This window comes from Vibrio sp. EA2 (assembly GCF_033042495.1).
Lineage (GTDB): Bacteria > Pseudomonadota > Gammaproteobacteria > Enterobacterales > Vibrionaceae > Vibrio.
Map to the genome: position 1 here is coordinate 193,339 of NZ_JAWLID010000003.1, position 24,200 is coordinate 217,538.

Sequence of the window (24,200 nt, forward strand, 5' to 3'; positions counted from 1 at the left end):
TCTATCAGTTGATAATCCGGAGAGATTCAGCGTTATGGATCAAATGTCAGGTGCAGAGCTACCTAACCATGATTTAGAAGCCACTGGGCAACCGCAGCCAACACCACTAGAAGCGATGAAGTTTCCTTTACATGGTGCGAGGTTAATTGAGGCATCCGCGGGTACGGGCAAAACCTTCACTATTGCGGGTTTATACCTGCGCCTTTTGCTTGGTCACGGCAGTGCAGAGACCAAACATCGCGTCCCGCTTACCGTTGATCAAATTCTGGTTGTGACCTTTACCGAAGCGGCGACAGCGGAGTTGCGCGATCGTATCAGGGCGAGAATCCATGATGCGCGTATCGCTTTTGCTCGCGGACAGAGTTCCGATCCAGTCATTCAGCCTTTGCTTAGTGAGTTCGACGATCACAAGCAAGCGGCGGAAATTCTTCTCCAGGCAGAGCGTCAAATGGATGAGGCAGCGGTCTACACCATTCACGGTTTTTGCCAGCGCATGCTGACACAAAATGCTTTTGAATCTGGCAGCCGATTTAATAACGAGTTCGTGACGGACGAAAGCCACCTTAAAGCTCAGGTGGTGGCTGACTATTGGCGACGTAACTTCTACCCATTGCCGTTTACTTTAGCGGGGGAAATTCGTCAGTTGTGGGGTTCTCCATCTGCACTGTTGTCTGACATCAGCAATTACTTAACAGGCGCACCGTTAAGCCTTTCTGTACCTGCGATGCAAGGCAGTTTGGCCGATGTTCATACTGAGAATCTGAAAAAAATCGATGAGCTGAAAGCACAATGGCGAGATAGCCAGGATGACTTTTTAGCGCTGATTTCGGATTCAGACATCAACAAACGCAGCTACACCAAAAAGTCTCTGCCGACCTGGTTAGAGGCAGTGAATGCTTGGGCAGCAACAGAAACCACAGGTTATGAATATCCTGACAAGCTGGAAAAGTTTGCGCAAAATATCCTGTCGGAAAAAACACCCAAAGGCAGTGCGCCGCAGCACGCCGTTTTTGCAGCGATTGAGGCTTTTCTTGCCAATCCAATTAGCTTAAAAGCGCCACTGTTGGCTCATGCGATTGAACACTGTCGCGTGATGTTAGCCAGTGCGAAAAATCAGAAGCAGTGGCTCTCTTTCGATGACTTACTGACTCAACTTTCTGCTTCTATCGATACCGATGAAAGCGAGCTACTGGCTGAGCGAATTCGCACTTTGTATCCGGTCGCGATGATTGATGAATTCCAAGATACCGACCCGTTGCAATACAGTATTTTTAGTCGTATCTATCTGAACAATCCAGAATGCGGTTTGTTTATGATCGGTGACCCGAAACAGGCGATTTATGGTTTCCGTGGCGCAGACATTTTCACTTATATTAAAGCTCGTAACCAAGTAAGTGCCCACTACACGCTAGGAACGAACTGGCGTTCAAGTGCGGATATGGTGCAGGCAGTGAACCAAGTGTTTGCCTTGCCAGACAGCCCATTTATCTATGATTCGGACATTCCTTTCTTACCCGTCAACTACAGTCCAAATGCCGAAAAACGCATTTGGACTATGGGTGGTCAAAAGCAACCAGCACTGACTTATTGGTTGCAAAACGCTGAAGAAAAACCGCTGCCAAAAGGCGAATATTTGACTCGAATGGCGGAGGCAACCGCGAGCCAAATCCAAACGATTTTGACTCAGGCTCAGCTGGGGCAAGCGTGTCTGGTGAACGGTGAAAAAGAGAAAGCCGTTCAAGCTGGCGATATCGCAGTACTGGTTCGTACTGGTAACGAAGGCCGAATGATTAAACAGGCGTTGGCCGATCAAGGCATTGCCAGTGTGTATCTGTCTAACCGAGACAGTGTGTTTACCAGCTCGGTTGCTCAAGATCTGCAGCGTCTTCTGCAAGCGGTACTGACACCGGAAAATGACCGAGCGCTGCGTGCGAGTCTCGCCTCTGAACTGTTTGCATTGGATGCTGCCAGCCTGGATGCACTCAATAACGATGAAATCGTATGGGAAAACGCAGTTAATGAATTCAAAGAATATCGCAAACTTTGGGTTCAACGTGGGGTATTACCCATGCTGCGTGCGGTGATCAGCAAACGCCATATTGCCGAACGATTGTTAGAAGAAGGCGCAAGCTCACAAGGAGAGAATGGTGAGCGAGTACTTACCGATTTAATGCACATCGGTGAACTCCTTCAGCAAGCCAGTAACGAATTAGATAGTGATCATGGGCTGCTGCGCTGGTTGGCTCAGTCTATCAGTGATGCGGAAAATGGTTTGGGCGGCAGTGACGACCAAATCCAACGTTTGGAGTCCGAGCGTAATTTGGTGCAAATCGTCACTATTCACAAATCAAAAGGCTTGGAATATGACCTGGTCTTTCTGCCGTTTGTGTTCAGTTACCGAGAAGCCAGCGAAGCCAAATACTACGACGCCGCCAATGATCGCACTGTTCTGGATATCACCGGTAACGATGCATCAATGCAGCAAGCGGACAAAGAGCGTTTAGCCGAAGACCTGCGTCTGATATATGTAGCATTAACGCGCGCCGTGTATGCCTGCTTTATTGGTGCTTCGCCTTTGCGTAACGGACGCTCAACCAAAGAACCAACTGGTGTTCACCGCAGTGCAATCGGCTACTTGGTGCAAAATGGTCAAGAGGGCGGAATCCACGATCTGTACCAGGGTTTAAAACAGCAGCAAGATAAACTCGATTGCGTCGTTTTAGGGGAGCCGCCAAAGCAGCTCGAAGAGATGTATGTAGCGCCACAGGAAGAGGTGCATAACCTGACTGCTAAAGAGCTACAAAACCCAATCGATAGAAACTGGCGTATCACCAGTTATTCTGGTTTGGTCAAGCAGGGCTCTCATCAGACTGAACACGACGCCACCATTGAGATTATTGGCTTTGATATTGACTCTTCTGACGAGCAAGACGAAGAGGATTTGGCTGAGCCTGAGCGTTCTATTTTCACCTTCCCAAGAGGCGCGCGTCCGGGGACGTTCCTTCACAGCTTATTCGAGGAAATTGAGTTTACTCAGCCAGCCACGACGGAAGAGAATACCCAAATCATTCTCGGCTTGATGGAAAGTGAACAGTTGGATGAAGAGTGGCTGCCAATTTTACAACAGCTGATTGATACTGTGCTTGCCACGCCATTAGACGGAAAGTCATTGCTGCTTAATCAAAAAGCACCATCGCAGCGTCTGGTGGAGATGGAGTTTCTGCTGCCGATTGAAGTGTTGTCCGCTCCGGCGCTGAACCGTGTGATTCAACGACATGACCCATTGTCTGCCAAAGCGGGAGATTTAGGTTTCCAAACGGTTCAAGGCATGCTCAAAGGCTTTATCGACTTGGTGTTTGAGCATCAAGGCAAGTACTACGTGCTGGACTGGAAATCGAACCACCTTGGCGACGATGTGACTCACTACCATGGTGAAGCACTAAAATCTGCCATGGCGGATCACCGTTACGATTTGCAGTATCAGATTTATGCTTTAGCACTACATCGCTTTTTGCGCAGTCGACTGGCTAATTATCAATACGATCAGCACTTTGGTGGCGTGTATTACCTGTTCTTACGCGGCATGGATGGGCAAAGCGATCACGGTATTTTTTCCGCCAAACCAACGTTAGAATTTTTACATGAGATGGATCGTTTGATTGATGGTCAAGCACTGGAAACACGATCGACTCAGGCTGGGCAGATGGAGCTACTGTAATGACGACCAATAACAATCTTCCATCTAACCAAGATAACCTGCTGGTAACACTTGAACGCTTGGCACACAAAGGTGCTATTCGTCAGCTCGATTTCCAATTCGCACGTTTTCTTTATGCTCAAACTAATGGTGTGCAGAGTGAATCGCAATCAGACGGTCAGGCACTGGCGTTTATCGCTGGTGTCGTCAGTAGTGAGCTTGGTAAAGGACATATCTGTTTGCCTCTCTGCGATGCGCAAGGTCAGCCTACTGATTTAGCCAGTAAGTTGGGGCTGTTCGGTGAGGCAGCGTTAACGCTCAATACTCAACTGCAAGGCATTAATTGGCCCCAATTGTTGGAAAATTCCAGTTTGGTTGGCGCACAGGGAGAAGCGCTGCCTCTAATGTTCGATGGTGAGCGTTTGTATTTACACCGTTACTGGCACTATGAAGTGACATTGGCGGAAAAGCTCAATCAACTGGGTGCGGCGGTTAGCTTGCTGCCGCAAGAGTTTACGCGATTATCTGAGCTGCTTAACCATCTGTTTGCGCGTCAATATCATTTTCTTTTTAACGCTCTAGCTAAAGCGAATGAAGCGGGCAATAACAACCAAGTTCTGCGCCAGCAATTGGTATGTGACCACCTTGATGTTGTCGCAAGCGACGCGTTGGATTGGCCTGCGATTGATGCGGTTTTAAGCCAAGCTACCAAAGTTCATGATTTACAACCACTGGATGAACTTGTGCCACTTTCTGCTTGTGTAAACTGGCAAAAAGTCGCGGCAGCAGTCGCGCTAACGCGTCGATTTGCAGTGATTTCTGGCGGGCCGGGAACCGGTAAAACGACCACGGTAACCAAATTGCTTGCCGCCCTGATAGAGCAGGCCGCACAAGAGAAGAATCTAACCATCAAGCTGGTGGCTCCGACGGGTAAAGCGGCTGCACGATTAACCGAGTCAATTGGCAAAGCAGTGCAAGAGCTACCGGTTTCTCCTGAGTTAAAAGCCAAAATCCCAACTGAATCGAGCACCTTGCACCGTTTGTTGGGCGCGATCCCGAATAGCGCGGAGTTCCGTCATAACAAGCAGAACCCACTGCATCTGGATATCTTAGTCATTGACGAAGCGTCGATGGTCGATTTACCCATGATGTACAAAGTGGTCGATGCATTGCCTAAGCATGCTCGACTGATCCTGCTTGGTGATAAAGATCAGCTCGCCTCGGTAGAAGCGGGGGCAGTGTTGGGCGATATCTGTTCGTTCCACGCTTTGGGGTATGGCAAAGAGCAGGCTTCGGCCATCGCTAAGCTGACCGGTTTTGACACCTTGGCTCACAGCAGCAATAGTGTGTCCAGTATTGCAGACAGTCTGTGTATGCTGCAAAAGAGTTACCGATTTGATGCTCGCTCGGGGATTGGTCAATTAGCGAAAGCGGTGAACTTAGGTTCTGCGGCCAGTGTGGACAATGTCTGGGCGCGAGACTTTTCAGATATCGAACATTTTGCTCTGAGTAGCCAAAACTACAATCAGATGATGCAGACGTTAGTACAAGAATACGGTCGTTATCTGAAGCGTATAGGGCAGCAAGAGCAGGATCCAAATACTGGAGAACCTGAAACGTTAACCCGAAAAGCCAAAGCGGTGTTAGACACATTTAACCAGTGCAGACTGCTTTGTGCGATTCGCGAAGGTGACTTTGGTGTGGCTGGGTTAAACCAGCGCATAGAGAAAGCACTTGCAGCACGTAAGCTGATTAAGGTGCAGGATGAGATTTGGTATCACGGCAGACCTGTGATGGTTACGCGCAATGATCACGGTTTAGGTTTGTATAACGGTGATATTGGTATTTGTATGCGGGATGACAGCGAAGAAGAGCAGCGTTTGAAAGTCTTTTTCGAACTCCCTGATGGTAGTGTTAAGTCGGTACTGCCAAGCCGAGTGCCAGAGCATGAAACGGCCTACGCCATGACAATTCATAAATCGCAGGGCAGTGAGTTTGATTACACCTTAATGATTCTGCCGCCAGATTTTAGCCCGATATTAACCCGTGAGCTGATTTACACAGGCATCACCCGAGCCAAGAAACGTTTGGCGCTTTATGCGGAACTGAATGTGCTGAAACGAGGAATAAAGGTGAAAACAACGCGAGCCAGTGGATTGGTGCAGCGACTAGCCAACTAGAAACTAAAAGACCGAGTATGCACTCGGTCTTTTTTAATGTTTATAAATCCAACGCTAAGATTTTTGATTTACGCTGGAAGTTGTACAAGCCTTGCTTGGCTCCCGGTAAGTAATCGACACTCACTTCGTAGAACCCTTGCTCTCTGAACCAATGCAGGCTGTGTGTAGTCAGGACGAAAATCTGATTGATATTCTCTGACTTTGAACGGTGCTTCATATAATTCAGTAATAGCAAACCACGGTTGCCGTCGCGGTAATCTGGATGAATCGCCACACAAGCCATTTCTGCTTTACGCTCTTCCGCGTATGGATATAAGGCCGCGCAACCAATGATCAATCCATCTTTTTCGATGATAGTGAATTTACCAATCTCTTGCTCTAATTGTTCGCGCGAACGTCTGACTAAAATACCTTGTTCTTCCAATGGACGGATTAAGTCTAAAATGCCGCCAATGTCGTCGATATTGGCCTGGCGGACTTGCTCTGCGCTCGCCATCACGACTTGAGTACCAATACCATCAAAAGAGAACAGTTCCTGAATTAAGGCACCGTCGACTTTATAACTGATCAAATGGCTACGTGGTACGCCCGCACGACAAGCGGCAATCGAGCCTTTCAAGAAACGTAGCGTACCTGTGTAGTAGTCTGAATCTGGTGAGCTTTTTTCCGTTAAGGTTTTGATAACATGCTCTGCCTCGATAGGGAGTAGTTCCGCGACAGCATTGCCGTTGTCATCAATCACACCTTGCTCAGAGCAGAAGCCAATCAACTTGTCCGCACCTAATTTAATCGCAAGCTGTGTGGCGACCTCTTCAGAAAGTAAGTTAAAACACTCACCGGTGACGGAGCTGGCGATTGGGCCAAGCAGCACAATAGAACCTTGATCGAGAGTGCGGTTAATCGCATCAGTATCAATGCGGCGAATGCGTCCACTGTGGCAGTAGTCAACGCCATCATCGACGCCCAGAGGTTGAGCAATAATATAGTTGCCAGATACCACACTTAGCTCTGTACCCGCCATTGGCGTATTGTTCAGGCTCATGGAAAGGCGTGCAGTAATCGCTAGTTGCAGTTGTCCTGCGGCTTGCATAACAACAGATAAGGCTTCTTCATCAGTAATTCGGATGTCTTTGTGGTATGGCGTAGTAAGGTTTTGTTTTACCAATAATTGGTTAATTTGCGGACGCGCACCATATACCACCACCACTTTGATGCCAAGGCTATGCATTAAAGCAATATCATTGATAATGTTGCCGAAGTTGCTGTGGGCGACCGCTTCTCCACCGAGCATGATCACCATGGTTTTACCACGGTGTGCATTTACATAGGGGGTTGATTGGCGGAACCCTTTAACGAGAGCGGTACTACGAATTTTCACTACTGCCATTCCTTGTGTTTATTTATGCTTAAATAATGTCTTTTTATTCAGTTAATATCAAGGCGAATTTTTTGGAATAAAGGACAAATATATCGATAGTCTTCCTTTGGGGAATAATAGGAGGAAGGATAAAATACACCAGCCTTTCCGCTATCAGTGGTTACCATCTCTTTAACCCTAAACAGGAATGTAAAGATTACTACTCAGCCCCAAGCCAACTCATCAACAACGTCTAAGTTTCGCAAGGCAATAGAGCGTTTTCTTATGCTTACCACAGCGGTTGGAGCCGTTATAGTAGGCATGCTTTACAGTGATTTGTTCTCCCGATATATCAATCCATCTGTACCAGAATCAGCCATATATGGAAAGTGGATCGAGCAGGAAGTCGCACCTTATGCGCGTGAGGTTTTTGTCGTCAGCGAAAGAGGTGTCACGGTTAATGGCGCTACGGTTGCGACCGGTTTTGAATTTGATGGACATTCATTTTCTTATCGGGTTGGGTCGAGCGTTCGCCGTTTTGAGTTTATTGGACAGCAGCACACAGAAATGAAGTTAGATGCCAACGCGTATTATCGACCTATTTTCCGTTTAGAAGGAAGCCAAGGCATCGAACTGCGTTAAACGCGTATTTATTGCCGTTGCGATTTAGTGACCGTTCAGTGAACGTAATTTCAAACATTGTCTGGACACTCCTTCACTTACTCTCCTGCTATCATGCTGTTTATTCGAGTTTAATTGGATTAAATCACAGCAGATTACACAATTGACCTAGTTTTGAAACACTTTGACGTGGCTTTTCAATTGCGTTGCCTGTCTTTGTTTGCCATCCTCTTTCTATCTTTTATTACGGAATAATCACGTGCTAAAACAACTTCTTCCTATTGTTACTCTAGGCCTTCTGTTTGGTTGTGCTCAGAAAAACGATCTTGCCCATCAATACATCGATGGTGAGTTTCCTCAAATTCTCAATAAAGTGGACGTGGTTGAGTCGAACAAGCCTCGCGACTTTACCGAGTTCAACAAGCAAGTTGAGCAGGTTTTGATTAAATCTCCCTCTATGGCGAAGATGTACCAACCGCTGTATCACAGATTGAGTGAGTGGGCTCAGCAAAGTGGCGACACTAGTGTGCTCAGCGCTTATGGTATTCAGGCGGCACAGCTAGGTGGGGGCGATAAAAAAGGTAACGTACTGTTCACGGGGTACTTTTCTCCGGTGATGGAGTTGCGTCATCAGCCAAATAACCTCTTTAAATACCCAGTTTATGCTAAGCCGAATTGTTCCTCTGATTGCCCGACCCGAGCCGAGATCTATGATGGTGCTTTAGAGGGTAAAGGGCTGGTACTTGGTTATGCTCCAAATCGTATTGATCCATTTATGATGGAAGTGCAGGGCAGTGGCTACGTTCATTTCGAAGATGATGATACGTTGGAGTACTTTGCTTATGCAGGGAAGAATAACAAAGCGTACGTGAGTATCGGGCGAATTTTGATAGAACGTGGTGAAGTGCCACGTGAAGAAATGTCGATGAAAGCCATCAAAGACTGGGTGATGGAAAACGATGAAGCGACTGTTCGTGAATTGTTAGAGCAAAACCCGTCTTATGTGTTCTTTGCTCCTAAAGCTGAAGCGCCAGTGACAGGGGCGGCGGGCATTCCATTACTGCCAATGGCATCCGTGGCTGGTGACCGTTCTATTCTTCCTATGGGGACGCCGGTTCTGGCAGAAGTCCCGCTGCTTAATGCTGACGGAACCTGGAGCGGCGCGCATCAACTTCGCATTCTGCTTGTTCTTGATACGGGTGGCGCAGTAAAACGTAATCATCTGGATCTGTATCATGGTATTGGTGCAAGAGCGGGAATCGAAGCTGGCCATTACAAGCACTTTGGCCGTGTCTGGAAGCTAGGATTAGAAAACACGCCAACGCAAGCGCCTTGGGCTTTATCACCAGAAAAGATACAATAGCGGATTGATAAGAGCGACGAGAGCTCTCTTGTCTAGACATTTTCTCAAAGAGTGCGTATAAATCGCACTCTTTGTTTTTCTATCGATCATCTGGATTTCAATATGCGCGAACTCGATACTCCGGCCTCCGACAACTACAATCAACGCTTTGGCGGCACTCGTCGTCTTTATGGTAACAGCGAGGTAGAAATTCTTCGTGCTTCGCATGTGTGTGTGATTGGTATTGGCGGTGTTGGTTCCTGGGCAGTCGAAGCCCTTGCGCGTACAGGTATTGGTGAGCTGACACTGATTGATATGGACGACGTATGCGTGACGAATATTAACCGTCAAATTCACGCCATGTCTGGAACGGTTGGCCAAAGCAAAATTGAAGTGATGGCCGAGCGCGTTAAGCTGATTAACCCTGAATGTAAGGTGAATCTGATTGACGATTTCATCACGCCAGACAACCAGCATGAGTACTTGAGCAAAGACTTTGACTACGTGTTGGATGCGATAGACAGTGTGAAAGCAAAAGCTTCATTATTGGCTTACTGCCGTAGCAATAAGATTAAAGTGATCACCACGGGTGGCGCGGGTGGTCAGGTTGACCCAACGCAAATCATGGTGGCCGATTTAACCAAAACGATTCAAGATCCGCTCGCGAAAAAGATCAAAGATACCTTGCGTCGCCATCATAACTTTCCGAAGAATCCTGCGCGTAAATTTGGCATTGACTGCGTGTTCTCTACCGAGCAGCTAAAATACCCACAAGCGGACGGTTCGGTATGTGGTGTGAAGTCTACGGCAGAAGGACCTAAGCGAATGGACTGCGCAAGCGGATTTGGCGCGGCAACCGTAGTGACAGCAACGTTTGGCTTTGTTGCGGTTTCACGCATAGTAGAAAAGCTGATTCAAAAGTATAAGAAGTAATAACAAAGAGAAGTACACATCATGACTGATTTCCCAGTTTCACCATTTGGTTCTGAGATAACAAGTGACGATATTGTCGCGACGATGCAGCAGTTTAAAGGCTGGGAAGATCGCTACCGCCAAGTTATCCAGTGGGGAAAGAAATTACCTCAAATGCCCGAAGCGCTGAAATCAGAACAAGTCACGGTGTCAGGCTGTGAAAGCTTAGTTTGGTTGGTGAGCAAGCAGCAGGATGGTGTTTGGCATTTCTGCGCTGATTCTGATGCACGTATTGTCCGTGGGTTGATTGCTTTGGTCATGGCGGCATATGACGGAAAAACCGCTGAGCAAATCCAAGCGTTTGACATCGATGCGTATTTTGAGCAACTGGGTTTGATTGCTCACTTAAGTCCATCTCGTGGTAATGGTCTGAAAGCGATTGTTGAAGAAATAAAGGTCCTAGGTGATTAAGTGACTAGGTCCTAGGTGGCTAGGTCCTAGGTTCTAGGTTCTAGGGAAGATGCTGTCAGTTCAGTGATAAACGTAGGTTGCGGTGTTTGTTTCTTTGGAATACTGATTACGGAAAGAGAAATAAAATCTGTATTCAGTAATCTGTATTCCCAAAAAGCAAATCAAAGTATTTAAGTTTATCGTTTTATTTCCAGCAATCTCCCTCTAGGATCTAGGATCTAGGATCTAGGATCTAGGACCTTCCAACCTAGTCCCTTCCTTACAACATCTCTACCGCTTTCTCGACTGCCGTAATCAGCCTATCAACATCTTCTTCCGTATTATAGATACCAAAAGAGACACGTACGGTTCCTTTTACTTTGAGCGCATCCATTAACGGGTGGGCACAATGGTGTCCGGCACGTACAGCTATACCTTGCTGGTCAAGCAGTGTCGCAATGTCTTGGTGATGCACACCATCCATGACAAATGTCAGCACTGATGCTTTCGGCTGGTAACCAAGAATGCGAATGTCATCCATCTGGCTGAGTGCGAGATATGTTTTGTTCTGTAGAGCGTGCAGGTGATCTTCCACTTCTTGATGGTCAAATCCCTGATACCACTCAATCGCTTTTGCGAGCGCGATAGCACCAGCGACATTTGGTGTGCCTGCTTCGAACTTTCCGGGTAGATCTGAAAAGGTGGTTTTCTCAAACGATACTTTCTCGACCATTTTTCCGCCACCATGCCATGGTGGCATCGCTTCTAGTAAAGCTAACTTGCCATAAAGCACGCCAATCCCAGCTGGGGCATAGAGCTTATGTCCTGAGAATACATAAAAATCGATATCCAGCTCAGCAAGGTTTAGCGGCTCATGCACGATGCCTTGAGCACCATCTACAACAACAACGGCACCAAACTGATGTGCTAGGGTGGTAATTTCTTCGATAGGCTGACGTGAACCGGTGACGTTAGTGATTTGTGCACACGCCACAATTTTACAACGTTCAGACAACAGCGATTTAAATGCGTCCATATCAAACTGGCAGTCGGCAGTCATAGGAACTTTAACGACTTTAGCACCGGTCTGCTCTGCAACAATCTGCCATGGCACGATGTTGGCGTGATGCTCCATTTCACTGATTAATATCTCGTCACCAGCTTGTAAATTACTGCGAGCATAGGTCTGAGCGATCAAATTGAGCGCTTCGGTCGCTCCACGTGTCCAGATGATTTCTTTCGAGCTGGCCGCGCCAATAAAACCGGTGACGGTTTCACGAGCCGCTTCGAACTGGCTGGTGGCATTCGCGGTTAAGCTGTGGCTGCCACGATGCACATTGGCATTTTGAGCACTGTAATAGTGGCTGATGACATCAATCACACACTGAGGCTTTTGGGTGGTGGCGGCACTATCAAGATAAACCAGAGGTGTGTCATTGATGGACTGCTTTAAAGCGGGAAACTGCTGGCGAACCGTATTAACATCAAACATTACTCGTCACCAATCTTGTGATAATGCAAAGTCGGAATGGTTACCATAGGTTCGGCGATGCTCCATGCGTGCTTTTTCCCCGATAGCTTAATGATCACTTCCATCGCAAATTCTAACGCGGTTCCCGGCCCCTGGCTGGTGATCAGGTTATGGTTGATATCGATAGTCACGCGTTTGCTTCGCCAGTTCGTTTCAGGGATGTGTGACTGGAAACTTGGGTGGCAAGTCATTAGTGCTTTAGGGAAAAGATTATGATGTTGTAATACCAGCGCTGGAGCAGCACAGATAGCCGCAACCAGTTTTCCTTCATAAATATGTTGTTTGAGGATTTCTATCATAACCGTGCTGTCGCGAAATACTTCTGCACCACCGACACCGCCTGGCAGTGCAATGACATCAAACTCGTCATCAGCGATATCGACCAGTTTACAATCCGCGGTTAGCGTGACGCCACGAGAAGCTTTCATCGTTAAAGCCCCGTCGAATGCTGCACTGGCTACCGTCACGTCATATCCAGCTCGAACCATCATATCGATGATGGTCACGGCTTCCATTTCTTCGGTACCTGGAGCGATAGGTACTAAGATTTTTACACTCATTGTTCTGTCCAGCTTTTTTCTGTCTGCTTAATGCGGTGGTAAAGACTAAGGTTCTCAGGAATCTCGATGTGGTGTTTCTCTGCAGTTTGCAATAAATAACCAGTAATAAAGTCGATTTCGGTGCGTCGCTGGTGGTAAACATCCTGTCTCATTGAAGAGTAATTCTCAGCGGTCGCATTGACGACTTGCATGATAACCCCGAACAAATTGTCGAACTCAGTATCGAGTCCTTCTTTATTCATTACCTCAACCAATTCGCGCGTAATGTTTCGCAGCGTATCCTGAAACTCTTGCTGCGCAAGCGCGCCATTCTTGCATTGATGAATAGCGGTTAATGGATTAATTGCACAGTTGATAGCGAGTTTAGTCCACAATGCGGTATGGATATTTGGGTTCCATCTCACTTCAGGTAGGGCGTGATGCATTACTTCCTGTAAAAACTGACACTGTTTGCCCAAATTATTGAAGCCGCCTAACTGCGTGTTGCCATGGCCTGTATGCAGCACTTTTTGTTCGCAAGGTTTATAGGCTCCGTGAGTCGTGGTTGCTAAAACGATAGGGTTGTTTTTAAGCGATTCTGAAACGCGTTGTGCGGTTCCCATACCATTATGCATCAGCATCATAATGGTGTCGGGATTGATATGTTCAAGAAGCGGGCGAATGGCATCTTCGACCTGCCACGCTTTAACGGTCACCATAATCAAATCAGCACTTTTTACAGAAAGAAGGTGATTATTTAGGAAAGTGTCACCGACTGAGTCATCAAGTTGCAACGAAAGCTGAGTTTCTGAACTTCTGCTCCAAAGAGACACATTATGCCCGGCTTGCTTTAATTTTATTGCCCAGAGTGAGCCGATCGCTCCAGGACCAAGGATGACAATATTCACCAAACGCTCTCATTAAAAAGGTTTGCTGCAAGGATAATGAGGGGAAAAAGGAAAGCAAATAAAAATGGCGCTGATGAGCGCCATTTCTGAAGAAACTTATTTGTTCTATTAGAACTTGTAAGTTACCGCTACGTAGTGACCGAAACCGGTAGAATCTACGCCGCTACCATCTTTGATACCGTAGATGTTTTTGAAACCTTTCAGGCCGTAACCAACTGCAAAGCGGTCAGAGTGCCAGTATAGGCCGTTGAACATTGTGCCGCCGTAGCTAGAGCTTGCGTACTCATCTTTCATACCAAATTGCCAGTCGATGTAACCTTGGTAAGAGATGAATGAACCGTTCTCGAAGAAGTAGAATGGTTTGAACCAGTTTGTTGCAAAGTGGTAACCGTTCCAGTCTTTATCGTTACCGCTGTAGGTTCCGTAAAGGTTTACGCCTACTTTGCCAAGCCATGGAACCATAACATCAGAGCCAAGACCGATTTTCTGATTGTTTACACCAGAGTTACCACCCCACTCAATGAGAGATGCAACGTAAAGCTCTTGCACAGGGCCGAAAGACAGATCTTTGCCCGTTAATGCGTCCAGAGACATACGTGGCGCGAACTTCATGAACATCTTTTCAGCGCCAGCTTTATCACTGCCTGGATCTGACGTTAGGTTGAATACGTCAACGTAACCGTAAAGATCGAAGATACCAGAGCGACCGCCAAATTCCATTTCTAGGTAGTCATGGTTTGAGCCATCAGGGAAACCTGGAAGTTCGTTAAATGCACCCATCAGGTTGAACTGCATCCACTTGTAATCGTTCTTGTGGATATCGCCGTCAGAGTAATCAGCTGCCATTACTGGAGCCGAAGTCGCTGCTAGAAGACTAAGAGCTAAAAGTGATTTACGCATAAGGGGACTCTCTTTGTTTGTAAGATTTCAGAATATGCAATCTATGCTGCGTTTTCCAAGTGGCGGGAATAATAGCGATAATAATCCCAAAAGAAAGTGATAAAAGGTGCAAAACAAAACCTTTTTGGTGATCAGGGTCACAAAGGTGGTCTTATTTACGGAACTTTTTATTTGTTGCATTTTATTGCATTAGATATGTGATTTTGATCGTTTGCGTAACGATTTTCGTGACTTTTTAAGCCAGTCGATTAACCAACAAAAACCGTTAGTGATCGGAGTGAACAGAGTTTCGTACTATTCGATGAAGCAAAGAGGACTTATTGATGAACGAAGTTATGTTATTTCCACTCACTTCAGTTGTGCTCCCTGAAGGAAAGATGAATCTGCGTATTTTTGAACCTCGTTACATACGCATGGTGAAGGAATGCTGTTCAAAAAATATGGGGTTTGGCGTTTGTCTGGTAGGGAATGACGGCGATCCGAGAGAAGTTGGAAATGTTTCTTCGATAGGTTCGTTAGTACGGATTGTTGATTTTGAAACATTAAGTGATGGGCTTCTTGGAATCACAGTGGTTGGTGAAAAGCGCTTTAAGGTACAGCGTATCAGAGCAGATTCTGATGGTTTAAGGCATGCAGAAGTTGAGTGGATGGATAACTGGATTGTTCCACATGAGCTGTACAGCTTTGATTGCTTAAGTCAACAGCTAGCGGACGTTTATGAGGAGTTTCCTCAGCTTGGGTCACTTTATGAGCACCGTTTTTACGATGACCCAACTTGGGTTACTCAGCGCTGGCTTGAGCTGCTGCCGTTGGAGTGTCATCTGTTCGATAAGTTGGCCGGAGCAGAAAACTGTCTTCCTGCATTGCAGTTTTTACATCAAGCACTTGAAGCCCCTGTAAACAAAGAGGCACGGTTATGAAACTATCAAGAAAAGCATTTCTGGTTACAATAGCATCTCTGGGGTTAGCTGCGTGTGGTTCAGACAGCGATACCATTGAGTACGCCAACGTTCAGGCTGTACACGCATCATCTGATGCGCCAATGGCGAATGTTTGGATTAACGACAAAGCAACGCTGACAGATGTCGATTATGGCGTTGGTTCTGGATACATAATGGTACGCGAGGGCAGTAACTCCGTTCAGGTGGATGTGCAGTTGCCTGGTGATGAAGTCGCCACTGTAGTGCCAAGAACCGTGCTAGATCTCGGCTCCGATCTCAAATACACCATATTTGTCGTCGGTGATGCTGATGGAAGTCCGAACCCAGTCGAACCGCTTATTGTGACACGCAGTACTGAGTCGATGGCGACTGAAAACAGCCTGGACGTTCAAGTTGTACATGCTGCTTCTGGAGTCCCTGCGGTTGACCTTTATGTTACAGAGCCGGGCGTCGACTTATCTACAGTAATGCCGGTAACAAAGCTTGCTTACAAAGGTTCAACGGATGCGCTCAATATTCTCGCGGGTGATTATCAAGTAAGGTTAGCCGTAGGCGATGACGTCGTGTTTGATTCAGGAACACTGTCATTGGCGGGCAATTCTAATTTAACCATCGCGGCCATCAAAACTGGTGATTCCAATAGTTCTTCTCCCGTCAAGTTAGTCGTTCTCGATGGTGCGGGATCTTCTATAATTCAGGATATAGGTAGCCAGGCTGAAGTGCGGGTTGGGCATCTCGTCGACGGTGCACCAGCTGTTGATGTGAATGTGGATGGTACGCCGTTTGCGCCACTTGCTGATCTGGCCTTCAAAGAAATTCGTGGCTATTTAGATCTTGTTCCTCAATCTTACGACATTGATGTTTTTGTTGATGGTACAGCCACAGACCCAATTTTTAGCGTTGACGATTTAGCTGTGGAAGGCGGTATGGACTACAGCGTCTATGCGGTTGGTGTCGTCAATCCTTCTGTAGCCATTGAGCCGTTAGTCGTTAAGGACATGAGAAGAGCAGTAGCGACTAGTGCAACATTAAATCTGACTCATTCAGCAGCCAATCCGATGGCTGAAATGGTAGATATTTATCTCACTACCAGTACCGGTATAGATGGCAGTGATCCAACCATTGCTAATTTTACGTACAAAGAAAGTCTGCAAGGACTTTACGTGGAGGAAGGAACCTATTATGTCACCGTGACCGTGGCGGGGGACCCTGGCACTGTTGCAATAGATTCGGTACCCGTGAATCTGATGAACGGTGTGGTCTATCAAGTCGTTGCGATAGACGATGGCAATAATGGTGGTTTCAACCTGTTAGTTGATGACATCACAGACTAGGACGGAGTGGGAGGGGGTAACTCCTCCCGACGATAAGGCCGATTATGATGAGCGATAGCCGACAAAAACTGGGACGGCAGGAATGGATCGATTATATGGACAAAGTCAAAGCGCGAGACAAAGACGCCTTTGCTTTTGTGTTCCAATTTTATGCGCCCAAACTAAAACAATTCGCCTTTAAGCACGTTGGGAATGAGCAAGTCGCGATGGAGATGGTTCAGGAAACTATGGCGACGGTCTGGCACAAAGCACACCTTTATGATGGAAAAAAGAGTGCATTATCAACCTGGATTTACACAATTATTCGTAATTTGTGTTTTGACTTACTACGAAAACAAAAGGGCAAAGAGCTACATATTCACTCTGATGATATTTGGCCTTCCGAATACTATCCACCTGATCTCGTCGATCACTACTCTCCGGAGCAAGATATGTTGAAAGATCAGGTAATTAAATTTTTGGATACATTACCAAAAAATCAAAGAGACGTGTTGCAAGCGGTCTATCTTGAAGAGTTGCCGCATCAGCAGGTGGCAGAACTATTTGATATCCCACTTGGTACTGTGAAATCACGTCTGAGACTTGCAGTAGAAAAATTAAGACATTCAATGCATACGGAGCAACTATGAACAAACATCCAGATAACAAATTGTTAGAAGCGTACGCTTCGGGCAGCATTGATGCGGTTTCTGGTCTTGTGGTCGCTACGCACTTAGAAACATGCTCCAAGTGTCGAGGCTATGTCAATCAGGTAGAAGCAGCGCAGGCAAATGTCGTCAGTGACGTTCCTTGTGTTTACGTGCCTGAATTTGATGACATGTTTAATGACATTGTTAACGCACCTCCCATGCGCGACAGTGTGATTATTCGAGACTCCGCAAAAGTGTCCGTGGCGGGTAAAAGCTTTGAGTTACCCAAAACCTTGAGCCGTTTCTCTGATTTGGTCGGCTCTTGGAGAAGCTATGGCGGCAAAGTATATAGTGCGCAAATCGATTTGGGGGAAGATGCCAGAGTGAACCTCATGTATATCAGTGAAGATGTGCAGATTCCTCAACATACGCACAAAGGAATAGAGTCAACCTTGGTCTTACATGGCGGATTTAGCGATGAGGATGGTGAGTACGAAGAGGGAGACCTGATGATACGCGATGGCTCTGTTAAGCACAGCCCGTATACAAAGGCTGGGGAAGACTGTTTGTGTCTTACCGTGCTTACTGAGCCGATGATATTTACTCAGGGTGTGGCAAGAATCTTCAATATGTTCGGTAAGGGGCTCTACCCTTAACCTAATGAACTTATGATGTTGTATTAAAAAGAACCACCGTTTTTGCGGTGGTTCTTCGTTTCTGGAGGTTTAGTGTTTATGGCGTGCTTTTTCTAGCAGGTCATCAAAGTAGTGGCGTAGCGAATACAGCATGATCAAACTAGGTATCACCATAACCGCTGTCAGGATGAAGAAGGTACTCCAGTCATTAAGGTAATCCACCAATTCACCACTAAACGAAGCCAGTGTGGTTCGGCCAAAGTTGCCTAAGGACGCCAGTAAAGCATATTGTGTTGCTGAAAATGCTTGCCCGGTCAGTAAGGTTAAGAACGAGACAAACGCCACAGTAGAGAACGCCGTGGTAAAGTTATCGACAATAATGGTGGCTAAATACAAATGCTCATTGGGACCGACTGACGCTATCCAGGCAAACATCAGGTTACTTGCTGACATAGCGATACCACCAATCATCAGACCACGAACCAGGCCAAACCTTACATTGAACATGCTGCCTACTAAGGTAAAGAATATCGTTGCACCCCAGCCGATTAGCTTGGAATAGTAGCCAATTTGCTCATTACTAAAACCGATATCTTTATAGAAGGCAATCGACATCCTGCCTAAGAAGGCTTCGCCAATTTTGAACAAGAACACGAATAACAATAAGGTTATCGCGACGCGCACGCCGTTTCGGTTGAAGAAATCAAGAAACGGTTCGACGACAGTGACGGTAAACCAAGCAACAATCCGTGAACCGACCACCTCTTTATGTCGTTGTTCTGCTTCAGACTGTAGCTGATCACGTTGTGTTTTTGGTTCGCCGACCAACAGCGTAAATACCATTAAAATAACAACAATCAGCGCCATTCCGTAGTAAACGCCATTCCAGCCAATACTATCGGCATTGATAAACGCTAAATATCCCGGTAATGAGTAACCCGTCCACCATCCAATGACCGCCATGGCAGAAGCCTGAGGCAGTTTAGAAGCCTCTGATTTTGGAAAGGTATCAATACGAAATGCGTCGATAGCGATATCTTGTGTTGCCGATGCGGTTGCAATACACAGGGCTAAAAGGGAGGCAAAAGCCAGGTTTTCTGCCGGGTTTACATCGGCAATGAGTATGGTGGCGACAAGCACAATACTTTGGCAAAAGAAAATCCAACTGCGTCGCTGCCCCAGTAAGCGGTACAACACTGGGAGCTTAACTCGGTCTACGAGAGGTGCCCAAAGAAAGTTAATCGCATATACGGCAAAGACGCTACCAAAATAACCAATAGCAGACAGGGTTAAGCCTGCATCTTTAAGCCACCCAGACATATTAGAGCCGATCAATACCCACGGGAAACCGCTTGAGCATCCCAGCATAAAGACCCATAACAAACGTTTATCAAGGTAACTTTTTACCGTTTCCAACCAAGTGATGGAAGGCAATGAAGACATAGATTAATCCAATTAATGACGCCGTTTAAAGAGAAAACCCTTCGAATATTCAAAGGGTTTATGGTTGTGGCTATTTGAGTAATGTAGCTTTAGTTATAACGATTTGAGTTTCTGGTACGTCACGCATCCGGCCCGATGAAGATGTTGGCTGTTTTGCCATGTTTTGGATGACTTCAAAGCCTTCGGTAACTTGCCCAAAGACGGCATAACCCGGTGGTCGAGCGGTGTAGTTGAGGAAGTCGTTATCCGCCAGGTTAATGTAGAATTGGCGTGTCGCTGAATCAGGGGCATTGGTTCGAGCCATGGCGATGGTCGCCTGGTCGTTCTTTAAGCCATTGTTACCTTCATTTTTGATTGGCTCATAGGTATTAACCTTTTGCATCTCTTGGTTGTAACCACCACCTTGCGCCATAAAGCCCGGTATCACACGGTGGAAAATGGTGCCTTCGTAGCTGCCGTCTTCGACATATTTAAGAAAGTTAGCCACCGATATTGGCGCTTTCTCTTCATTTAATTCAACCGTAAATGAGCCCAGTGTTGTTTCGAACGCGACCTTAGGTCCGGCCAAAACACTACAACTTAGTAGTGCCAGAGAAAGAATAGCTTTGCGTATCATTAGAATCGCTCCTGCATATAGTTGCGAAGTTCTGGGTCGTTAGCGATTTCTTTCAGCGTCAGGTCAATAACATCATTTAAGGTTTGCTCGATGTCAGAATCTGAAGCGCTGAAAGTGCCGGAGCGCTTTGCACTGCCGGTGTACGTTTTCACTAATCGCCCTTGTGGGTTTTCGGCGGTAATTTCTAACACAACCTTAGCATCCATTTCTTTATCCATGACCGAATGCTTCACGTTTACCAGGGCTTCCTGCACTTTAAGTTCAATCACATTGTTACTGTTCAGGTCGGAGTGAAAACCCTGAGATGAGAACTGTTGCTCCAACGCCTGTTCTAAAGTGATGCGTAAGTTTTGCTTCGCGTGGAGAGGAAGGATATTCGAGCGACCATTGTCTACCAAGGCAACGTACTGAGCGGCGCGTACGTCTTTACTGATCAAACTGTAGGTCTTGCCTTGTACAATAGGATTGGTGCTAAGAGTGCTTTCAGGCATCAGGTTCAGTTGTACCTGTTGAGGGGCTGAACAAGCAGCCAGCAATGCAACTGAAGCCGCGAGTAGCAATTTTTTCATTTGATTGTTCCTTGTAAATATTTTGCTCAGTACCGAGCTTTATTATTTTGCGTTCAATTTAGCAGGATTTTTTGTTGCCTGTAAAATCACGAACTTATTGTTAGACGCGACAAGTTTCACATTGTTGGCACCAAATAGACGTTTGAGCTTCGCATCGTAGCCTAGGTGTCGATTCCCTATGACAAGTAACTGTCCGCCTTGGTTCAATACTTGTTTTGAATCGCAGAACATCTGCCAGGCGATGTGATCAGTAATGGCTTGCTGTTGATGAAATGGCGGGTTGCACATGATCAGTGAACAGCTATCGTGTTCAAAGCCATCTAAGCAGTTATTAGCGATGCATTGGATATCTCGTCCTTCTCCTAAGTTATCCAATAAATTTTGCTTAGCTGATTCCAGCGCCATAAAGCTCTCATCGACACAAGTCAGGCGAGCATTAGGGTTTAGCTGGCCTGCTTTTACTGAGAGTACGCCGTTGCCACACCCAAGATCGACAATATGATTGATGGAAGCATCTTGAGGAATATGCTGCAACATAAATCGGGCACCCAAGTCTAAACTTTCGCCTGAGTATACATTTGGCAGATTTTTGAGCTGAATGTTCTCGCCATCCACACTCCACGCAGTAATCGGGTCTACCTCGACAATTGGCTGAGCATTGGCTTGGGAGAAAACCAGGCGGTGCTTCTTCCAGGCAAGGGACGTTTTCGTTTCACCTAGATACTTTTCGAAAAGTTTGAGCGTCGAAGTGTGGATCTCTTTGACTTTATTAACGGCAATAACCGGGCATGACTCAGGGAGTACTTTTCTGAGCTGGCTAAGTATCCAGGTTAGGTGGCGATTGCTTTTTGGCAGTTGCAGCAGAACTAGGTCAGCATCTGCTGGTATCTCGTCCATCGTGCTAAGAAACGTCACTTCTCTGCATTGATTGAATTCAAGGTTTTGCTGAGCGCCTTTATGAGAAATAAAGGAGTCACTCATCAACGTCACACGATGTTTTTCAGAAAACCAGCAAGCCAAAGCGCCAAAGCTGTCATTGATAACCACAATATGTTGATTATCGGCTAGCGCCAGTTCTTCAACATGATTAATCAGATACTCATCACCAGCGTCCCAAGCTTGCAGTGTTTCGTTGGAACGCTTAGGGAAGCGGTGAAGGGTTAGGCTTCTACCGTGAAGGTTCAGTTCGGTTTTCATAAGTAAACGTAGGTTGATTCGATAAACTAGCGATTATTGTCGCAAATGATGGCAAGCGTAGATACAAAAAGCTGTTAAATTTTGAGTTTACTTGTATTTGCGGTAGTCATCGGCTCAGACATGAATCAACTCTGAGTGTTAAACTATTGCGTTTATTGAGGTTAGGATTTAATTTTTCAGACTAGTACCTCAACAGTGTGAGTTTGTATTTATGGATGCTGCAAGTTACGGTGAGTTGGGTATATACTTATGAAATTCGAATCGATGAGGAACGAATATGATCCAAGAAATCATAGAGAAAAAGTTGCATAGTGAGCTGCAACCGAGCTATTTAAAGGTTATCAATGAAAGCTATATGCACAATGTACCGCCGGGCTCTGAAAGTCACTTTAAAGTGATTGTTGTCAGCGATTCGTTTGCTGGACATAGACTGATTGGCAGACACCGACAGGTACATCAAATTCTCGCTGATGAGCTAGATAATCACATCCACGCGTTAGCGATTCATACTTACACCGATGAAGAGTGGAAGAGTGAGCAAAATGGCGCGCCAGATAGCCCTATGTGTGTCGGTGGTGGCCACTAGCGCCGTTTACAATAAATTTTAGAAAGGTGGTGAAAACCATCTTTTTTTCGTTTTATCAAGCGTAAAACTACAGAATAGGGTAAGCCAAGTTAAAGAAATTACGTTAACAGTGTTTCAACATATGAATGAAAATCAAAGATTGTTTCAGCTGGTGAATGTGGTTTTACCATACGATATATGTGGAATATTGTATTTGTGCGATTGGTCAAAGTTATGAGTATTCTTTGAGCTTTTAGACCTTATTCCACCTAAATAACCGCTCTATTCTTAGGATTGGTCATGGCATCAAGTTCCTAAAAAATGCTAGAATATTGCACCTGAGAAATCTCGACCATTTCTTGTAACGAGATTTTTAATAGGATGTTGCGATTTCAGTGTTTAAAACAACACTGAAACCGGACACTAATGTCGTGTCTAAAAGTTACGCAATCAAAAGAATCTTTTTCCCGATAAAAGTAGTGCAAGTGCGTATGATTACAATAAAGAAGGGCTTGGATCTTCCTATCGCAGGAACTCCATCCCAGGTGATTAATGATGGTAAGACCATCAAAAAAGTCGCCTTGCTTGGCGAAGAGTACGTTGGCATGCGTCCAACCATGCATGTCCGCGTTGGTGATGAAGTGAAAAAAGCGCAAGTTCTTTTTGAAGACAAGAAGAACCCTGGCGTGAAATTCACTGCACCGGCAGCCGGTAAAGTGATCGAAGTTAACCGTGGCGCTAAACGTGTCCTTCAATCTGTAGTGATTGAAGTGGCAGGTGAAGAGCAGGTGACATTCGATAAGTTCGAAGCCGCTCAACTTTCAGGTCTGGATCGTGAAGTGATCAAGACTCAACTGGTTGAATCTGGCCTTTGGACCGCTTTACGTACTCGTCCGTTTAGCAAGGTTCCAGCAATCGAGTCTTCAACTAAGGCGATTTTCGTAACTGCAATGGATACTAATCCACTCGCAGCGAACCCTGAGTTGATAATTAACGAGCAACAAGAAGCATTCGTTGCTGGTCTAGACATTCTTTCAGCCCTGACAGAAGACAAGGTTTACGTATGTAAATCTGGCACTAGCTTGCCACGCTCTTCACAGTCTAACATTGAAGAACACGTCTTCGATGGCCCTCACCCAGCAGGTCTTGCTGGCACCCACATGCATTTCCTATACCCAGTGAATGCTGAAAATGTGGCGTGGAGCATCAACTATCAGGACGTTATCGCGTTCGGTAAGTTGTTCCTCACAGGTGAACTTTACACTGATCGTGTTATTTCTCTGGCTGGCCCAGTAGTAAATAACCCTCGTTTAGTTCGTACGACGCTAGGTGCTAGCCTAGACGACGTAACAGACAACGAGTTAATGCCAGGTGAAGTTCGTGTGATTTCTGGTTCTGTACTAACAGGTACACATGCAACTGGTCCTCACGCATACCTAGGCCGTTACCACGTGCAGGTTTCTGTATTACGTGAAGGTTATGAAAAAGAGCTGTTCGGCTGGGCAATGCCTGGTAAGAACAAGTTCTCTGTAACTCGCTCATTCCTTGGTCACTTGTTCAAAGGTCAGTTGTTCAACATGACAACGACGACGAATGGTAGTGATCGTTCAATGGTTCCTATCGGCAACTACGAGCGCGTATTGCCATTAGATATGGAGCCTACTCTGCTACTTCGTGATCTATGTGCTGGCGACACTGACAGTGCTCAGGCACTTGGCGCTCTAGAGCTAGACGAAGAAGACGTAGCATTGTGTACCTTTGTTTGTCCTGGTAAGTACGAGTACGGTCAACTACTGCGTGAATGCCTAGATAAGATCGAGAAGGAAGGGTAATT

21 protein-coding genes are annotated in these 24,200 nt (G+C 46.1%); 12 read left to right on the plus strand and 9 right to left on the minus strand.

The window, feature by feature from the left end; genetic code table 11:
- Positions 1–43 precede the first annotated feature (43 nt).
- Both recB and recD read left to right on the plus strand, forming a co-directional pair.
- Entirely contained in the window at positions 44–3,718 is a 3,675-nt protein-coding gene (gene recB / locus RXX31_RS08845; protein WP_317589334.1) for an exodeoxyribonuclease V subunit beta, read from the plus strand.
- The gene (gene recD / locus RXX31_RS08850; protein ID WP_317588807.1) at positions 3,718–5,877 is read left to right on the plus strand and encodes an exodeoxyribonuclease V subunit alpha; all 2,160 of its coding nucleotides are present in this window, start codon (positions 3,718–3,720) and stop codon (positions 5,875–5,877) included. The genes recB and recD overlap by 1 nt, the downstream gene beginning before the upstream one ends.
- 40 nt (positions 5,878–5,917) lie before the next feature.
- Here recD and argA read toward each other — a convergent pair whose 3' ends face one another.
- Positions 5,918–7,255 carry an amino-acid N-acetyltransferase gene (argA, locus tag RXX31_RS08855; RefSeq protein WP_317588809.1) on the minus strand — a complete coding sequence of 446 codons (1,338 nt, stop codon included), beginning with the start codon at positions 7,253–7,255 and terminating at the stop codon, positions 5,918–5,920.
- 165 nt (positions 7,256–7,420) lie between these two features.
- Here argA and RXX31_RS08860 point away from each other — a divergent pair, with 165 nt between their 5' ends.
- The 4 genes from RXX31_RS08860 to csdE all read left to right on the plus strand — a co-directional run bounded on the left by RXX31_RS08860 (position 7,421) and on the right by csdE (position 10,580).
- Positions 7,421–7,876 carry a DUF2850 domain-containing protein gene (locus RXX31_RS08860; RefSeq protein ID WP_317589335.1) on the plus strand — a complete coding sequence of 152 codons (456 nt, stop codon included), beginning with the start codon at positions 7,421–7,423 and terminating at the stop codon, positions 7,874–7,876.
- Positions 7,877–8,114: 238 nt separating this feature from the next.
- Positions 8,115–9,218: a murein transglycosylase A gene (gene mltA / locus RXX31_RS08865; RefSeq protein ID WP_317588810.1), complete on the plus strand. Its 1,104-nt coding sequence runs from the start codon at positions 8,115–8,117 to the stop codon at positions 9,216–9,218.
- 102 nt (positions 9,219–9,320) lie between these two features.
- Complete coding sequence (gene tcdA, locus RXX31_RS08870) at positions 9,321–10,130, plus strand: tRNA cyclic N6-threonylcarbamoyladenosine(37) synthase TcdA (protein ID WP_317588811.1); 810 nt, start codon at positions 9,321–9,323, stop codon at positions 10,128–10,130.
- Positions 10,131–10,151: 21 nt separating this feature from the next.
- Positions 10,152–10,580: a cysteine desulfurase sulfur acceptor subunit CsdE gene (gene csdE, locus RXX31_RS08875; protein ID WP_317588812.1), complete on the plus strand. Its 429-nt coding sequence runs from the start codon at positions 10,152–10,154 to the stop codon at positions 10,578–10,580.
- A 259-nt stretch (positions 10,581–10,839) separates the two neighbouring features.
- Here the strand turns inward: csdE and csdA are convergent, their stop codons facing one another.
- The 4 genes from csdA to RXX31_RS08895 all read right to left on the minus strand — a co-directional run bounded on the left by csdA (position 10,840) and on the right by RXX31_RS08895 (position 14,437).
- A complete protein-coding gene (csdA, locus tag RXX31_RS08880; RefSeq protein WP_317588813.1) occupies positions 10,840–12,051 on the minus strand; it encodes a cysteine desulfurase CsdA in 1,212 nt (403 codons plus the stop codon).
- Entirely contained in the window at positions 12,051–12,650 is a 600-nt protein-coding gene (locus tag RXX31_RS08885) for a DJ-1 family glyoxalase III (protein ID WP_317588815.1), read from the minus strand. Before RXX31_RS08885 ends, csdA begins: the two co-directional genes overlap by 1 nt.
- Positions 12,647–13,537 (minus strand): 2-dehydropantoate 2-reductase, encoded by an 891-nt coding sequence (gene panE / locus RXX31_RS08890; protein ID WP_317588817.1) that lies wholly within the window; start codon positions 13,535–13,537, stop codon positions 12,647–12,649. The genes RXX31_RS08885 and panE overlap by 4 nt, the downstream gene beginning before the upstream one ends.
- 108 nt (positions 13,538–13,645) lie before the next feature.
- Entirely contained in the window at positions 13,646–14,437 is a 792-nt protein-coding gene (locus RXX31_RS08895; RefSeq protein WP_317588818.1) for an outer membrane protein OmpK, read from the minus strand.
- Between the two features lie 323 nt (positions 14,438–14,760).
- On the opposite strand from RXX31_RS08895, the gene RXX31_RS08900 reads away from it, so the two are divergent.
- From RXX31_RS08900 to RXX31_RS08915, 4 genes are read left to right on the plus strand one after another with little or no spacing between them, the layout of a single operon-like run.
- Entirely contained in the window at positions 14,761–15,357 is a 597-nt protein-coding gene (locus RXX31_RS08900; RefSeq protein WP_317588819.1) for an LON peptidase substrate-binding domain-containing protein, read from the plus strand.
- A complete protein-coding gene (locus tag RXX31_RS08905; protein WP_317588820.1) occupies positions 15,354–16,712 on the plus strand; it encodes a DUF4397 domain-containing protein in 1,359 nt (452 codons plus the stop codon). The genes RXX31_RS08900 and RXX31_RS08905 overlap by 4 nt, the downstream gene beginning before the upstream one ends.
- Before the next feature lie 44 nt (positions 16,713–16,756).
- A complete protein-coding gene (locus RXX31_RS08910) occupies positions 16,757–17,341 on the plus strand; it encodes an RNA polymerase sigma factor (protein ID WP_317588822.1) in 585 nt (194 codons plus the stop codon).
- Positions 17,338–17,997 carry a ChrR family anti-sigma-E factor gene (locus tag RXX31_RS08915; protein ID WP_317588823.1) on the plus strand — a complete coding sequence of 220 codons (660 nt, stop codon included), beginning with the start codon at positions 17,338–17,340 and terminating at the stop codon, positions 17,995–17,997. The genes RXX31_RS08910 and RXX31_RS08915 overlap by 4 nt, the downstream gene beginning before the upstream one ends.
- A 69-nt stretch (positions 17,998–18,066) precedes the next feature.
- Here RXX31_RS08915 and RXX31_RS08920 read toward each other — a convergent pair whose 3' ends face one another.
- The 4 genes from RXX31_RS08920 to RXX31_RS08935 form a co-directional block, all read right to left on the minus strand.
- Positions 18,067–19,419, minus strand: a complete 1,353-nt coding sequence (locus tag RXX31_RS08920) for an AmpG family muropeptide MFS transporter (RefSeq protein WP_317588824.1) — start codon at positions 19,417–19,419, stop codon at positions 18,067–18,069.
- A 70-nt stretch (positions 19,420–19,489) separates the two neighbouring features.
- Complete coding sequence (locus tag RXX31_RS08925; RefSeq protein ID WP_317588825.1) at positions 19,490–20,035, minus strand: peptidylprolyl isomerase; 546 nt, start codon at positions 20,033–20,035, stop codon at positions 19,490–19,492.
- Positions 20,035–20,604: a YajG family lipoprotein gene (locus RXX31_RS08930; protein WP_317588826.1), complete on the minus strand. Its 570-nt coding sequence runs from the start codon at positions 20,602–20,604 to the stop codon at positions 20,035–20,037. Before RXX31_RS08930 ends, RXX31_RS08925 begins: the two co-directional genes overlap by 1 nt.
- Positions 20,605–20,646: 42 nt before the next feature.
- Positions 20,647–21,801, minus strand: coding sequence for a methyltransferase (locus RXX31_RS08935; RefSeq protein ID WP_317588827.1), 1,155 nt, complete (start codon positions 21,799–21,801; stop codon positions 20,647–20,649).
- Positions 21,802–22,078: 277 nt separating this feature from the next.
- Between RXX31_RS08935 and bolA the strand changes: the two genes are divergently transcribed.
- Both bolA and RXX31_RS08945 read left to right on the plus strand, forming a co-directional pair.
- Positions 22,079–22,387: a transcriptional regulator BolA gene (gene bolA / locus RXX31_RS08940; protein ID WP_237315170.1), complete on the plus strand. Its 309-nt coding sequence runs from the start codon at positions 22,079–22,081 to the stop codon at positions 22,385–22,387.
- A 470-nt stretch (positions 22,388–22,857) separates the two neighbouring features.
- Entirely contained in the window at positions 22,858–24,198 is a 1,341-nt protein-coding gene (locus RXX31_RS08945) for a Na(+)-translocating NADH-quinone reductase subunit A (RefSeq protein WP_317588828.1), read from the plus strand.
- Positions 24,199–24,200 lie beyond the last annotated feature (2 nt).

What these genes read in the sequence shown, in the direction of transcription:
- recB (WP_317589334.1), top strand. Translation starts at nt 44, where the DNA reads ATGTCAGGTGCAGAGCTACCTAACCATGATTTAGAAGCCACTGGGCAA.
- recD (WP_317588807.1), top strand. Translation starts at nt 3,718, where the DNA reads ATGACGACCAATAACAATCTTCCATCTAACCAAGATAACCTGCTGGTA.
- tcdA (WP_317588811.1), top strand. Translation starts at nt 9,321, where the DNA reads ATGCGCGAACTCGATACTCCGGCCTCCGACAACTACAATCAACGCTTT.
- csdE (WP_317588812.1), top strand. Translation starts at nt 10,152, where the DNA reads ATGACTGATTTCCCAGTTTCACCATTTGGTTCTGAGATAACAAGTGAC.
- csdA (WP_317588813.1), bottom strand. Translation starts at nt 12,051, where the DNA reads ATGTTTGATGTTAATACGGTTCGCCAGCAGTTTCCCGCTTTAAAGCAG.
- RXX31_RS08885 (WP_317588815.1), bottom strand. Translation starts at nt 12,650, where the DNA reads ATGAGTGTAAAAATCTTAGTACCTATCGCTCCAGGTACCGAAGAAATG.
- RXX31_RS08895 (WP_317588818.1), bottom strand. Translation starts at nt 14,437, where the DNA reads ATGCGTAAATCACTTTTAGCTCTTAGTCTTCTAGCAGCGACTTCGGCT.
- RXX31_RS08900 (WP_317588819.1), top strand. Translation starts at nt 14,761, where the DNA reads ATGAACGAAGTTATGTTATTTCCACTCACTTCAGTTGTGCTCCCTGAA.
- RXX31_RS08905 (WP_317588820.1), top strand. Translation starts at nt 15,354, where the DNA reads ATGAAACTATCAAGAAAAGCATTTCTGGTTACAATAGCATCTCTGGGG.
- RXX31_RS08910 (WP_317588822.1), top strand. Translation starts at nt 16,757, where the DNA reads ATGATGAGCGATAGCCGACAAAAACTGGGACGGCAGGAATGGATCGAT.
- RXX31_RS08915 (WP_317588823.1), top strand. Translation starts at nt 17,338, where the DNA reads ATGAACAAACATCCAGATAACAAATTGTTAGAAGCGTACGCTTCGGGC.
- RXX31_RS08920 (WP_317588824.1), bottom strand. Translation starts at nt 19,419, where the DNA reads ATGTCTTCATTGCCTTCCATCACTTGGTTGGAAACGGTAAAAAGTTAC.
- RXX31_RS08925 (WP_317588825.1), bottom strand. Translation starts at nt 20,035, where the DNA reads ATGATACGCAAAGCTATTCTTTCTCTGGCACTACTAAGTTGTAGTGTT.
- RXX31_RS08930 (WP_317588826.1), bottom strand. Translation starts at nt 20,604, where the DNA reads ATGAAAAAATTGCTACTCGCGGCTTCAGTTGCATTGCTGGCTGCTTGT.
- RXX31_RS08935 (WP_317588827.1), bottom strand. Translation starts at nt 21,801, where the DNA reads ATGAAAACCGAACTGAACCTTCACGGTAGAAGCCTAACCCTTCACCGC.
- bolA (WP_237315170.1), top strand. Translation starts at nt 22,079, where the DNA reads ATGATCCAAGAAATCATAGAGAAAAAGTTGCATAGTGAGCTGCAACCG.
- RXX31_RS08945 (WP_317588828.1), top strand. Translation starts at nt 22,858, where the DNA reads ATGATTACAATAAAGAAGGGCTTGGATCTTCCTATCGCAGGAACTCCA.